The following is a 14,353-nucleotide window of genomic DNA, read 5'->3' on the forward strand; positions in this document are numbered from 1 at the left end:
CCATACGGCCTGTAAATTTCGTCAGCCTTCTCCTTTTTTCAGCGCCTCGGATACTTTCGTCAGAGCCTTCTCGACGGCCTTCCGCTCCTCTTCGTCCAGCACGCTTACGAAGTAATTGTAAATCCCCTCCGAATAGACCGGCCACGTTCGGAGAAACTCCCGCTTCCCTTCCCGGGTCAGTACGGCAAAGGCTCCCCGACGGTCCTCCTCCGTCCGTTCTCTTTCGACAAGCCCTTCCCGTTCCAGCCGCTCGATTACCCGGGTCAGTCCGCTGCGGGTTAACACGACTTTATTGGCCAAATCGCTCATCCGCAGCTTTTTGTCCGGCGACTGGTATAGGGCTACCAAAACATCATACGTCGTAAGCGGCTCTCTTCGTTGATCGGATAAATCCGCTTCGATTCGTTTAATTACGGTGGCATGGGCATTGACAAAAGCCCGCCAAACCGCAAGCTGGTCTTCCTCAAGTCGGTGCATCCCGTTCTTCCTCCTGAATTGAACATCGGATAACTTCATCATACTTGATTCCGCGTTGACGGAGCAACTAAACCGTGTTAATTTGATTGTATAGGAAATAATTGATTATACAACTATTTTCTCGAAAAGGAGGGAGCTTTCATGAACGGCATGCTTCTCGGGCTTGTATCGGCTTTATCCTTCGGAACGGCCGACTTCTTCGCAGGAAAATCGAGCAAAAAAATCGGCGTATTCTCCACCCTCTTTTATATGCAGCTCGTCGGTCTCCTCTTTTTGACGGCCGCCGTCTTCTGGAAGGGACAATGGCATGCTCTGCTGTCGCCCCAATATGTTGGCGAAGCCAGCCTCTGGATGGCGGTCGATCTGATCGGAATTCTTTGTCTGTATCAAGGCCTTCGCACCGGAAGCTCCGCCGTCGTCGCGCCTGTCGCCTCCAGCTTCTCGGCAGTGACTGTCGTTCTGGCCTTTCTGTTCGGTGAACGGTTGGGCGCGGGAACCTGGCTCGGCATCGTCATTACGTTGTCGGGAGTCGTACTGGCATCTATGGTATGGTCCGGAAAATCAAAACAGCGGTCCGGCGCTGCGGTGGCAAGCGGAGTGTTTTGGGCCATCCTGGCCTCTCTGTTTCTCGGTGCGGCTTTCTTCGGACTCCGTTTTGCGCAGGAAGCGCTCGGCGGGCTGCTGACCGTCTGGATCGGACGGTTGCAGGCCACGATCCTGCTTCCGGTCCTTTATCGGCTGCTGAAAATCAAGCTCGCTCCTCCGAGCCGGAGCAGTGCCGGATTGGTCGCCATCGTCGGCATTCTGGATGCGGTCGCTCTTGTCAGCTACAACACCGGTTTGGGACTGGAGGACACCTCCGTCGTCATCACGGCAACTTCGCTGTTTGCCATCGTGACTTTGCTGTGGGGAGTGCTTGCGGGAGGCGAAAAGCCGGCTTGGAATCAATGGATCGGGGTAGGCTGCACCTTCGCCGGCATTCTGATTGTTTCTTGGCAATAACGGCATGAAAGTCGACTGCTTGCAAAATAAAAAGATTGCCGCGTCCCGGCCTTTCTGGCGGGGCAGTCGGCAATCTTTTTCGTACATCTTACCCTTCGGCAGGAGAGCTGCGTTCTCCCACCGTTTTGACCGGGACTGGAGCGCCCCGCTTGCGGAGCGTGGCGGCGGCATCGGAGTCGCGGATGCCGAACGCAAACCACAAGCCGAGCAGCAGGAAGCCCGCCGCCCCTAGCAGGGCGAACCGGTAAGCCATCAAATTCGGCTCCATGACTCCGGCAGCGTTCACCGCTCCCGTGCCTACGGCCGCGAGAATGCCGGACAGCACCGCAAGACCGATCGCGGAGCCAAGCCGGTTCTGGACCGAGAACCAAGTTGAAGCGCGCCCCATTGACGAAGGGGGAATATTGGCAAACGAGGCGATCTGCACCGCGCCGACCGTATGACCCAAGCAGACGCCCACGCCGAACAGCAGACTGCGGATCAGCCATGGGTCGGTGCCTTCGTGAACGAAGCTCAGCAGCACGAAGATCGCCGTCGTGCAGAGCAGCCCCGTCATGATGAGCCGTTTGGGGCCGAGCTTCGGATAGGACCAAGGCACGAGCTGGGACGATACCATCAGTCCCAGCGCTTCCGGAAACGTCGTCAGCCCGGTCTCCAGTGCCGAGGCGCCCAGCACGTATTGATACATCAGCGGGAAAACGTAGAGCATCCCCAGCAGGCCAGCGGCCGAGCACATGCCGACGAGCCCCGCCTTGCGGAACAGCCTGTCGCGCAGCAGACGCATATCCAGCATCGGCTTCGGCGCGCGCAGTTCGACCGCGACGAGAGCCGCCAGCAAAAGCAAGCCCAGGAGGCCGGTGCCCACAATCCAAGGCGAATGCCAGCCAAGGACCGGCCCTTGGCTGAGGGCGTACATCGTCAGCGCCATGCCGGGAGCGGAGAGCAGGAAGCCCGGCAGATCCAGCCGGCCGGCTTCCGGTTCCTTATGCTCCTTGAGATACAGCAGTCCGAACAGCAGAACCGGTATACCGACCGGGAGATTGATGTAGAAAATCCACCGCCAGGAGAACTGGTCCGTCAACAAGCCGCTGACGATCGGCCCCAAGGCGGGCGCTGCGGCAATGGGTAACACGAGCGCCCGCGATACCTTGGCCCGCTCTTGCGGCGGGAAAGCCCGGAACAGCATCGCCATGCCGACGGGCGTCAGCAAGCCGCCGCCGATGCCTTGCAACACCCGGTACGCGGTAAGCTCCGCCAGACCGTCGGCCAACCCGCACAAGGCGGAAGCCCCGGTGAACAAGCCAAGCGCTAGCAGCAATATCCGTTTGCTTCCCCAGCGGTCTCCGAGCCAGCCGGCGACCGGCAGGACAAGAGCAAGGCTCGCCAGATAGCCGACGTTGAGCGCGCCGGAAGCCGCCGGCGGTATGTTCAGCTCTCGGCTGATGGTGCCCAGCGCAACGTTCAGGACGGTCGCGTCCATCGCCGCCATAAACATGGCGGCAACGTAGACGATGCACACCACGACTTTGGGACTTGGTCCTCCCTTCATCCCTGCTTCGTGTCGGCGTAGGCAGGCTCGGCATCAAGGCTGCGAGGCCGCAGATCCGACCAGTGTGCAGCGATGTAGTCGAGGCACGCCTCCCGCGCAGCCTGCCCGAACGCCGCAATCCAGCCCTGCGGAACCGGGATAAAAGCCGGCCAGAGCGAATGCTGCCCCTCGTCATTGATCAGTACCAGATAATCGCTGTCCGTTCGCTCGAATGGATTGGTCATCGTTTGATTTCCTCCCTGAAGGTTTTGACTGTCCGGCTTTTCAGCGCCTGCAGCTTCACCGAAAGCTGCTGTCCGATCTCCGTCAGCGGTCCGGGCTGGCACAGGTCTTTATGCCGGCACGCAATATCGTAGCGCTCCATCTGCCCGCTAATATACGGTAGCCACATCTCGGGATCGATCGGATCGAACCAGTCCGGAATAATCGTGGAATGGAAGAACAGCAGATCGCCCTCGAACCGTTTCGGTACATAGGCCCCTAACAGACGGACCGAATTCTCGTAGGTCGTGCGCAGATTCCGGATAATCGCTTCGTCCAAGCTTGCCAGCGCGCTGCCGTCGCTGCGGAGAATCTCAATAGCGGCGGCCATAGTGAGCGGAACGTCGCCGAGACTGTCCGGGTCGTAGCCGCCGAGCGCCAGCATCGCGGTCAGCGCTTCTTCCTCGTCCACCTCGCCGCGAATCGGCAAATAATGGCTTGGGAAGGCGTCCAGCATCGCGAGGAACTCGACTTCCTCCCCTTCCTGCTGCAGCTGAACGGCCATCGCCTGCGCCACGTTGCCGCCGAGCGACCAGCCGAGCAGCCGGTACGGGCCGGTTGGCTGCACCGTGCGGATGTGCGCAATGTAATCCGCCGTCATCTCGTCCAGCGACTGCGGCAGCGTCTCGCTCTGCGCAATGCCCCGGGCCTGCAGGCCGTAGATCGGGTATTCCATCCCGAGATGCTTCATCAGACCGGCGTAGCACCAGCTAAGCCCGCCCGCCGGATGCACGCAGAAGAGCGGCCGTTCGGTACCATGGGCCCGCAGCGGCAGGAGCACTTGGAGCGCGGATTGATCCGTCCCCTCCAGCCGCTCCGCAAGCCCAGCCACCGTCGGCGTCTCGAAGAGGACGCCGATGCCGAGATCGCGGCCCATCGCTTCGCGAATGCGGCTCATCAGCCGCACCGCCAGCAACGAATGCCCTCCGAGCTCGAAGAAACCATCGTCGATCCCCACGCGCCGCAGCCCCAGCACTTCGGCGAACAAATCGCACAGCACCTCTTCTTGCGGGGTACGCGGGCCTCTTCCGTCGGGGTCGACGGTCCAATCCGGCGCAGGCAGCGCCTTCCGGTCCAGCTTGCCGTTTGGCGTAAGCGGCAGGGCGTCCATGCCGATGACGGCCGACGGCACCATATAATCCGGCAGCGTGGCACCGGCATACCGGCGCAGTTCGGCAGGCTCGGCGAGCGAGTCCGGCGCGGGGACGACATAAGCGACCAGCCGCTTGTCGCCCGGCTGATCCTCGCGCACCACGACGGCGACCTGAGCGACGCCGGGATGCCTTGCCAGAACCGCTTCGATCTCGCCCGGCTCGATGCGGAACCCGCGGATCTTCACCTGATGATCCGCCCGGCCCAAATAATCCAGCGAGCCGTCGGCGAAGCGCCGGGCCAAATCGCCGGTACGGTACATCCGGGAGCCCGGCGCGCCGAACGGATCGGCCACGAAGCGCTCCGCCGTCAGACCCGGACGCCCCCAGTAACCGCGAGCCAGCCCGGCGCCGGCGACATACATTTCTCCCGTTACCCCGGGCGGTACGGGCTGCAGCGCTTCATCGAGAATGTAGACCCGCAAATCCGGAATCGCTTCGCCGATCAGGCTGCCGCTCCCCGAAGCGGCGCTGCTGCGGTCCAGCTCCTTGTAGCTGACATGCACGGTTGTCTCGGTAATGCCGTACATGTTGATTAATTTCGGGGCGTCGTCCGGATGGCGCGCATACCATTCCTCCAGCCGTCCGAGCTCCAGCGCCTCGCCGCCGAAGACGACGTAACGCAGAGCCAGTTCCCCGCCCAGCAACGGTTGCTCACGGTCCGCCTGCATCAGCTGATAAAACGCCGACGGCGTCTGATTCAGCACCGTAACCCGCTCTCTTACGAGTAATTGCAGGAACTCCGCGGGCGACCGGCTGACCGTGTGCGGCACCACGACGAGTCGGCCGCCATGGAGAAGCGGTCCCCAGATTTCCCATACGGAAAAATCGAAAGCATACGAATGGAACAGCGTCCAGACATCCTCCGAACCGAATCCGAACCAATGCTGCGTCGAAGCAAACAACCGTATGACGTTCTGATGTGGGATCACGACACCCTTCGGCTTGCCCGTCGAGCCCGAGGTATAGATCATATACGCAGGGCTGAGCGGCGACAGCGGCCCTCTGCGATCGTGGTCGCCGGGGTTATCCGGCGAATACGCCCTTAGCCGTTCCGCCGTGTCCGGCGCATCCAGCACCAGACGCGGCAGGCTGCCGGTATCCGGCAAGCCCTGAGCCCCGGCTTCGCTTGTGACGACATACACCGGTCTGGCGTCCTCCAGCATATAAGCCAGCCGGTCGGCAGGATAGTCCGGGTCCAGCGGCAAATACGCTGCCCCGGCCTTCAGCACGGCCAGCACGCCGATTACCATCTCTACCGAACGCGGCAGCGCCAGCGCCACCATCTGCTCGGGGCCGACGCCTTCGGCAATCAACAGATGCGCCAGTCGGTTGGCGCGGCGGTTCAGCTCCGCATAGTCGAGGCTCTCCTCCTCGTAGACGACCACCGTTGCCTCGGGAGTGCGGGCCGCCTGCGCCTCGAACAGCGCGGGCAGATGGGCCACCGGCGTCACGGGCAGCGGCTCGCGCCACTGTGCCAGCAGGCTGCTTCGCTCGTCAGGCATCAAGATGTCCAACCGCCCGATCGGCTGATCCGGCTCGGTCGCCGCTCCCTCCAGCACCTGCACAAGCCGCGCGGCCAGCCTTTCCGCTGTGCTCCGCTCGAACAGATCGGAGCTGTACTCCAGGAGTCCCTCCAGCCCGTCCGGCGTGCCATCCGGCCTGCGGCGCTCGTTCAGCTCGAAGGTCAGATCAAACTTGGACGTGCCGGGGCTATCCAGTTGAAGGCGCGCCTCTACTCCGGGCAGCTCCAGCGCAGCATCGGGCGTATTTTGCAGCACCAGCATGATCTGGAACAGCGGGTGCCGGGCCCGCGAACGTACGGGATTCAGCACCTCGACCAAACGTTCGAAAGGCACATCCTGATGCTCGTATGCGGCCAGACTTGCCTTGCGGACGCGGGCCAGCAGCTCGCGGAAGGACGGATCGCCGGACGGATCGGTACGAAGCACCAGCGTATTGATGAACAAGCCGATCAGACCGTCCAGCGCGTCGTCGCTCCGTCCCGCAATCGGACATCCGATCGGGATATCCGTCCCGCCGCCGAGCCGGGTAAGCAGCGCCGCAAGGGCGGACTGCAGCACCATAAACAAGCTGGCCTTGCTTTCGCGGGCAAGCTCCGCAAGCCGGAGGTTCAGCTCGCTGCCGATCCGGAAGCGGACAACCCCGCCCCGGTAGCTTGCTGCCGCAGGCCTCGGACGGTCGGTCGGCAGCGTCAGCTCGTCCGGCAAGCCCTGCAGCGTCCGGGTCCAGTAGGCGAGCTGCTGCGCAATAAGGCTGTCGGCGTCGCCCTCGCTGCCAAGCAGCCGCTCCTGCCAGATCGCATAGTCGGCATATTGCACCGGCAGCGGAGCCCATGCAGGCAATTCTCCCCGCAGACGGGCAGCGTAGGCGGCGGATAGCTCGCGGGTGAGCGGCACCAGCGACCAGCCGTCGCCCGCGATATGGTGAAGCAACAGCAGCAGGGCGTATTCGTTCTCGCCAAGCACGAACAGTTCAGCGCGAAGCGAAGGCTCCTCGGCGAGCCGGAAGCCGTAGCTCACCGCCTCCGCCAGCCGCTCGGGCAGCTCGTCTTCGCGGACTTCGGTCACCAGCAGCCGGGGCTTGGCAGCCGCCGCATCCAGAATGAGCTGCTGCGAGGAGCCTTGCTCATCCGGGAAAATCGTGCGCAGCGTCTCATGCCGGCTTACCACATCGCCGAGCGCTTCTTCCAGCACCGCCGCATCCAACGGGCCGGATAGCCGGGCCACCAACGGAATGTTGTAGGTCGGACTCGGGCCTTCCAGACGATACAGAAACCACAGCCGGTTCTGGGCAAAAGAAAGCGGGACCGCCTCCGGCCGCTCGGCCGGACGCACGGCCGGTCTGGCGGCTTGCGCCTGATCGAGCCGCTTGGCGAGACCGGCCACGGTAGGCGACTCAAAGAGGCTTCCGATGCCGAACTCCACGCCGAACACTTCCCGGATACGGGCCACGATCCGCCCCGCCAGCAGGGAATGTCCGCCGAGCGCAAAGAAATCGTCGTCGATGCCCGACTTCGCCAAGCCGAGCACCTCCGCGAACAAGCCGCACAGCAGCTCCTCCTGCGGCGTTCTCGGGCTGCGGCTGACGGCTGCGTGGAAATCCGGGGCGGGCAGCGCCTTGCGGTCGATTTTTTTATTGGGCGTCAGGGGCATGGCGTCCAACGGCACGAAGGCGGAGGGTACCATGTAATCGGGCATCTCTTCGGCCACATACTGCCGAAGCTCCGCCGGATCGGGACTTTCCGGGGAATTGGCTGTGAAGTAAGCGACTAGCCGTTTATCCCCGGGCCGGTCCTCCCGCGCGACGACCGTAACTTGATCGATGGCCGGATGCCGCGAGAGCAGCGACTCGATTTCGCCGAGCTCCACCCGGAAGCCGCGAATCTTGATCTGATGATCGGCGCGCCCTATGTAATCGAGGGTCCCGTCCTCAAGCCATCTCGCAAGGTCGCCCGTACGGTACATCCGGCTGCCGGGCGGTCCGAACGGATCGGCTACGAATCGTTCGGCCGTCAAGTCCGGCCGGCCCAAATAACCGCGGGCCAGTCCCGCCCCCGCAAGATACAGATCGCCCGCGATGCCCAGAGGTACCGGAGACAGCCCCGCATCGAGCACATAGGCCTGCGTGTTCGCAATCGGCCCGCCGATCGGCGGCGTCCCCGTGCGCTCTTCGCCCAGACGCCCGGCAGTGGAATAGATCGTCGTTTCTGTCGGTCCGTATTGGTTGTGTACCTCGCAGCCGAGCGACTGCATCGCGAGCTTCAGCCCCAGCGGAAACGCCTCGCCGCCTGTAATGATCCGCAGGCCGGGGAACGGCTCGGGCTTGCTCGACGCAAGCGCCTGCCACAGAGTCGGCGTCGCCTGCATGATCGTCGCTCCCGACTCGTGAATCATCCTCGCCAGCGCAGGCGGGTCCATGATCACCGGCTTCGGAGCGAGAACGATGCGGGCTCCTGTCGTAAGAGGCAGGAACATTTCCAGTACTGAGATGTCAAAAGCAATCGTCGTCACCGACAGCAGCCGGTCCCGGACGCTCAGCCGGAACTTGTCCTGCATGGACACGAGCAGGTTGGTCAAGCTGCCGAAGGTCACGATCACGCCCTTCGGCTTGCCGGTTGAGCCCGACGTGTAAAGAATATAGGCAGGATGAAGAGGCGACAGACGGCCGGTACGGTCCTCGTCGCCGGGAGAAGTTTCCGGCTGGCGCAGTAGCTGCGCTTCGGTGGCAGGCTCGTCAAGCACCAGAAGAGGCCCTGCCTCTCCGGAGGACAGCCGGGAAGCCGTTTCCCTGTCCGTCAGGACGCACAGAGGGGCGGCGTCTTGAAGCATGTAGGCCAACCGGTCCTGCGGATAGTCGGGGTCCAGCGGCAAATACGCGGCACCGGTTTTATGGACGGCCAGCACCGCCACGACCGCTTCCGCCGACCGCGGCAGCAGCAGCGCCACAATGCCTTCCGGACCGATGCCCTGCGAGATTAACGCATGAGCCAGCCGGTTGGCGCGCCGGTTCAATTCGGCGTACGTGAGGACTGTATCCTCGAAAACGACGGCGACCTCATCCGGCGTGCGGGCCGCTTGGGCCTCGACCATCGCGGACGTGGAGGCTTCCGGCAATTCGCGGGCCGTTTCGTTCCATCCGATGAGCACCTGTTCCCGTTCCTCGGGCAGCAGCATGTTGATCTGCGAGATCGGCTGCCCGGGATCGGCCGAGGCAAGCCGCTCCAGCCAGCCAAGGAACCGCCGCTGATGGGCCGCCAGCTCTGCAGCCCCGTACACCGCCGGATTCCCGTCGAAGTCTACCCGCAGCCCGCTTCCGTCCGACCGGTCATAGACGTGGATTGACAGATCATCCACGGGCCCGGCCGACAGATTATGCGGAAAGCCGGGGTAGCCGGCAAAGCTCAGCCGATAGTCGAACGGCATCACGTTGACCATCGGCCCGAACAAGCGGCGGTTTTCCCCAAGCAGCTTCAGCTCCCGCCGCATATCCTGCTGCCGGTACAGCTGATGGCGCCGGGCCTCGCGAACCTCCCGTGAGACTTGGCGCAGCAGCTCGGACAACGGCATCTCGGGCCGCACGGCCAAACGCAGCGGCAGCAAGTTCATGACCATGCCCGGAATGCGCAGCGAAGCGGAGCCCAGACGGCACATCATGGGCAGACCGAGAATCACGTCGTCGGCCCCGGTCATCCGATGCACATAAGCCGCCACCGCCGCAATCACGACATCGGGCCACGTCGTTCCCGTCCGGTCGGCCGAGTCCCGCAGCGCGGACACATCGTCCGGCGATAGCTGCGCGGTCCGGCGTAGAAAGCCCGCCCCGGCTCTGGCCGTCCGGCTGCCCAGACTCACCGCTTCTGGCGCGTCGGCGAAGCGGGCAAGCCAGAAGGCCCGGTCCCGCTCCTGCTGCTCCGAAGCGCGATAAGCCTCATCCTCCTGAAAGATCGATTGCAGCGCGCCGAAGGCTCCCGGTCCGGGCGGCTGGTCCTGGAAGAAGGCGGTATAGTGCTGAGCGGTTCTTTGAGCCAGCAAAGAAAAGCTGTAGCCGTCAATGACAAGGTGATGGATGCGCTGATACCACAGAAACCGGTCCGGGGCCAGCTTGAACAACGCCTGCGTAAACAGCGGTCCGCGCGTCAGGTCCATCGGCTCGGCCAAGTTCTGTCTCATCCAGGCCTCCGCCGCTTCCAGCGGATGATCCGTTCCGCTGAAGTCGATATGATGCAGCGTCCAGTCGGACGATGGCTCAAGACGCTGCCAAGGCCCGTCCCCGTCTTCGCCGAAGCGCAGATGCAGCGCTTCCGCCTCTGCCACGGTTTGACGCAGCGCCGCTTCGAAACGCTCCGGGTCTACAGGTCCGCGAATATCGATATATTCCCCCGTATTGAACATTGGGCTCTCCGGGTCAAGCTGCTGGGCGAACCAAATCCCCAGCTGCGCCCCCGTCAACGGCCGGCGGGCCTGCCGAGCATTGGACATTAGCGCTCCCTCCTTCATGTCGTTATGTAATCTCCGTTCGGTAAAGTCCTGCTCAGGCGGGCGGACAGCAGAGCGAACCAATCGGCCAGCGTCGGACGCTCCGCCAGTTCCACGAAAGTGACTTCCGCCCCGGAGCGCCGCCACCGTTCGGCCAAACTCATGATGCGGATCGAATCCAGCCCCCAATGCGTAATCAAGTTATCATGCTCTGCAATGGACGACGGAGCTTCCTGCAGCAAGTCCGCCACCAGCTCCCGCAAGCCGTCCTTGGTCAGCGACCCGCTTTCCGCCGCCGGAGCCGCTTCCGATGCGGCTTCCGGCTCTCCCGCTTCACCGCGGAGCGCCTTGATCAAACGCTCCGTTGTCATGACAACCGCGCAGCGTTCGGCCGCGTAGGTGATCGCCAGCCGGTGCTTCTCCAGCGAAAAGTCCGCCACCGCATCGGCGACGAAGAAAGGCTCCACTTCCTGCATAAACGCTTCGCAAGAAGTCATAAGGCAGCCGATGTGAGCGTAAATGCCGCATACGATCAACTGGTCGCGGCCAAGCTGGGTCAGTCTGGCGCGGAAATCGGTCTTCTGAAAGGCGCTGTACCGCCATTTGGTCAGCACGATATCGCGCTCGCCCGGCGGCAGCTCCTTGATGATTTGCTTCTGATAGGGCCCGTCATTGATCCCGGGACCCCAGAAATCCTGCAGCAATCCGCGCTGCTCCAGCGTCTGTCCGCCCGGCTGGGCGGAATAGACGACCGGTATGCCCAGCTCGTCGCAAGCGTTTCGGAGCGTGCGGATGTTCTCCAGCAGCTCGATCACTGGGGATGCCCCTTCCGTGAAAGCATCCACGAAATACTGCTGCATGTCATGAATCAGCAAAACCGCACGTTTCGGATCGGGTGTCCAATTCACCCGGTTGGCGGGCAGGTCGGACGCCGTCGGCATCGGATAAGGCGTTATGGCAGGAAGAGCCATCGTATCTCCTCTTTTCTCACGTTATTTTATCGGAGGCGCAGCTAGAGCCTGCTGCTTCTGTTCTATCAGTTCACGAAGCGCCTTTTTGCTAATCTTGCCAACCCCGGTTCGGGGGAACGACTCCATAAATTCCACCCGGTCCGGGATTTTGTAAGCGGCCAGCCCCCGCTCCCTCAGGAACGCTTTGAGCTCAGCTGGAGAAGGCGCCGGTGAATACGGGACGATAAAGGCGCAGCTGCGCTCGCCAAGGTAAGCGTCGGGCATCGATACGACGGCGGCATCATGTACGCCCGGATGAGCGAGAAGATGATTCTCGACCTCCTCCGCCGCCACCTTGTCGCCGCCGCGGTTGATCTGGTCCTTGGCCCGGCCCTCGACGACAAGATAGCCCTCGGGCGTCATTCTGGCCATATCCCCTGTGCGGTAAAAGCCGTCCGCCGTGAACGCCCTCGCGTTGTGCTCTTCGGCTTTGTAATAGCCGCGGATCGTATAAGGGCCCCGCGTCAGCAGATGCCCGACCTGACCGGGAGCGACCTCTTCATCCTCGTCATCCACGATGCGGATCTCGTCATAAGGTGACATCGGTCTGCCCTGCGTATTCACCACAATGTCCTCGGGATCGTCCGGCCGGGTATAGTTGACCAGCCCTTCCGCCATCCCGAAAACCTGCTGCAAAGTGCAGCCTAGCATCGGCTTGACCTTACGGGCGGCCTCCGCGCTGAATTTGGCCCCGCCGACCTGCAACAGCCGAAGCGACGAAAGGTCGCTGCGGCGCGACTCGGCGGCGTCCAGCCAGACGAGAGCCAGCGGAGGCACGACGGCGGTGATCGTGACGCGTTCCCGCTCGATGAGAGGGAACGCTTCGTCCGGGCTGGAGCCGCGGGACAGCACGACGCGTCCGCCCGCGTAGAGCGTGCCCAGCACGCCCGGGGAGCTCAGCGGATAATTGTGGGCCGCGGGAAGCACGGCAAGATAGATACTCTGCTCGTCGAGTGCGCACACTTCGGCGCTCATCCGCAAGCTGTAGATATAATCGTCGTGCGTGCGCGGAATCAGCTTCGGCAGCCCCGTGCTGCCGCCCGACAGCTGAAGAAACGCCACGTCGTAGGAGCTTGGCCCCGGCAAATCGGGCAGCGGATCGGCGTACAGGTCGCGCAGCGCCGTAAACTTCCCGGGATCGCCCGCTACGATGACATGGCGCAGCGTCGGTACCTGCTCCTGTACTTGCGCCGCCAGCTCCCGGTAATCGAAGCCCGCTTCGACATCCGGAATAATATAAGCATTCGCATTTGTAAACTCGGAAAAATAAACGATCTCACTTCTGCGATGAAGCGGAAGAGCGAATACCGGCAGCGCGCCCAGACGAAACAGCGCAAAGCATACCTCGATAAACTCCGCTATATTCGGAAGCTGCAAAATCACCTTGTCGTCCTGCCGAATCCCAAGCTTGTAAAATCCGGCGGCCAACCGGTCGACTCTCGCATCCAGCTCGGCGTAGCTGATCCGGCTCGTTCCGCTGACGACCGCGATGCGATCCCCGTAAGCGGCGGCGCGCCCGCGCAGCATTTCGCCGAACGTCTCGCCCTGCCAGCAGCCGGTCTCCCGGTAAAAATCCGCCAGCTCTTTCGGCCATGAAGGATATTGCGAACGCATCATTGATCCCCCCCTACGACTGCCGGCTGCGGCTGATTGAGCCCCATAGCCTGCAGCAGCGTCCGGAATTTGGCGGACGTTTCCGCTAGCTCGGCTTGCGGGCTTGATCCTTCGACGATCCCCGCGCCCGCGAACAGCCGCAGCTCGCGCCCTTCCACCTCGGCGCAGCGAATCGTCACGACCCATTCCCCGTCGCCGCTCGCATCGCACCAGCCGACCGCTCCCGTAAAGAAGCCCCGGTCGAACGGCTCGCTCTCGCGAATCGTTTCCTGCGCCAAATCGGTCGGTGTCCCGCAAATCGCCGGTGTCGGGTGCAGCGCCAAAGCCAGCTCCAGCGACGATGCCCAAGGATCGGCCAGCTCTCCGGTAACGACCGTGGACAGATGCCACATCGTGGATGTCTGTACGAGCGAAGGCTCGCGCGGTACGTCCAAGCGGCTGCAATAGGGGCGCAGCGCGTCGGCGACGGCTTCGATCACAACCGCATGCTCATGCCGGTCCTTCGCCGAGGCGAGGAGCGCCTCCGCCCTCCGCCGATCCTCGACCGGATCACTGCTGCGGGGCGCGGAGCCCGCGAGCGGATTCGCCTTCAGCCGCCCTCCCGTTCTGGTCACGAGCAGCTCCGGGCTGGCGCCGATCAGCGTTCGCGGCTCCTGACCGTTCGACTTGTCCGGCCTCCATGCGGCCCGGGCTTCTCCCGGCGCCAGGTTTACCGCGAACGTATAACCGTGCGGATTATGCCGGGCCAGATTGTGAAGAAGCCGGTTGACATCAACCTTCACCGGCAGCGTCAAATGCAGGGTTCTCCCAAGAACGACCTTGCGGAGATCCCCCTTCCGAAAACGCGCCAACGCCCGGCTCACGCTCTGCTCGTAGACTTCCGGCTCCGGCACGGGGCGCAGCTTATAATCCTCGGCATCGGGCTGCCTGTGCCTGTCCGCAGCCTCGCTGTTCAACTGCAGTTTGCCCGCCCACCGGGCCGTCTGCGGTACGATCAGCTCCGCAGGCTTCGCGGGATCGAAGGGAATCGCTCCCACGACAACGGAAGGCGCCCCGCCGGCAAATTGCGTGCGGGCCAATAGCTCGGCCACGTGCTGCGGCAAGCTTTTGGGCCGATCCGCACCTCCCTGCACGGACAGCCTCGCCGCCTCTCCTTTCGCCAGCAGCGTACGCTGCGGCGAGGCCAGGAAAAACGATGAGCCGGCTTCGTACATATCGATCAGTTCGGAGGCCCATGCGGCAGGAACCGTTTCCAGATTCACCATGTCCATCATTCCCCTCTTTTAGAAT

Annotated in this window: 8 protein-coding genes; 1 reads left to right on the forward strand and 7 read right to left on the reverse strand. The window is 63.0% G+C overall.

Annotated elements, in window-relative coordinates; translation table 11 throughout:
* Nucleotides 1–21: 21 nt before the first annotated feature.
* Nucleotides 22–477: a MarR family winged helix-turn-helix transcriptional regulator gene (locus PEL01S_RS02770; protein ID WP_063186740.1), complete on the reverse strand. Its 456-nt coding sequence runs from the start codon at nucleotides 475–477 to the stop codon at nucleotides 22–24.
* A gap of 141 nt (nucleotides 478–618) precedes the next feature.
* Here PEL01S_RS02770 and PEL01S_RS02775 point away from each other — a divergent pair, with 141 nt between their 5' ends.
* Nucleotides 619–1,479 carry a DMT family transporter gene (locus PEL01S_RS02775; protein ID WP_127459173.1) on the forward strand — a complete coding sequence of 287 codons (861 nt, stop codon included), beginning with the start codon at nucleotides 619–621 and terminating at the stop codon, nucleotides 1,477–1,479.
* Nucleotides 1,480–1,567: 88 nt separating this feature from the next.
* Here the strand turns inward: PEL01S_RS02775 and PEL01S_RS02780 are convergent, their stop codons facing one another.
* Genes PEL01S_RS02780 through dhbC form a run of 6 tightly spaced genes read right to left on the reverse strand, consistent with a single transcriptional unit; the run spans nucleotide 1,568 to nucleotide 14,328 of the window.
* A complete protein-coding gene (locus PEL01S_RS02780) occupies nucleotides 1,568–3,028 on the reverse strand; it encodes an MDR family MFS transporter (RefSeq protein ID WP_127459174.1) in 1,461 nt (486 codons plus the stop codon).
* Entirely contained in the window at nucleotides 3,025–3,252 is a 228-nt protein-coding gene (locus PEL01S_RS02785; protein WP_127459175.1) for an MbtH family protein, read from the reverse strand. The genes PEL01S_RS02780 and PEL01S_RS02785 overlap by 4 nt, the downstream gene beginning before the upstream one ends.
* The gene (locus PEL01S_RS02790; protein ID WP_127459176.1) at nucleotides 3,249–10,442 is read right to left on the reverse strand and encodes a non-ribosomal peptide synthetase; all 7,194 of its coding nucleotides are present in this window, start codon (nucleotides 10,440–10,442) and stop codon (nucleotides 3,249–3,251) included. The genes PEL01S_RS02785 and PEL01S_RS02790 overlap by 4 nt, the downstream gene beginning before the upstream one ends.
* Before the next feature lie 14 nt (nucleotides 10,443–10,456).
* Nucleotides 10,457–11,410: an isochorismatase gene (locus PEL01S_RS02795; RefSeq protein WP_127459177.1), complete on the reverse strand. Its 954-nt coding sequence runs from the start codon at nucleotides 11,408–11,410 to the stop codon at nucleotides 10,457–10,459.
* A 21-nt stretch (nucleotides 11,411–11,431) separates the two neighbouring features.
* The gene (locus tag PEL01S_RS02800) at nucleotides 11,432–13,063 is read right to left on the reverse strand and encodes a (2,3-dihydroxybenzoyl)adenylate synthase (RefSeq protein WP_127459196.1); all 1,632 of its coding nucleotides are present in this window, start codon (nucleotides 13,061–13,063) and stop codon (nucleotides 11,432–11,434) included.
* Nucleotides 13,063–14,328, reverse strand: a complete 1,266-nt coding sequence (gene dhbC / locus PEL01S_RS02805) for an isochorismate synthase DhbC (RefSeq protein WP_127459178.1) — start codon at nucleotides 14,326–14,328, stop codon at nucleotides 13,063–13,065. Before dhbC ends, PEL01S_RS02800 begins: the two co-directional genes overlap by 1 nt.
* Nucleotides 14,329–14,353 lie beyond the last annotated feature (25 nt).

Source organism: Paenibacillus elgii NBRC 100335 (assembly GCF_004000865.1).
GTDB lineage: Bacteria > Bacillota > Bacilli > Paenibacillales > NBRC-103111 > Paenibacillus_G > Paenibacillus_G elgii.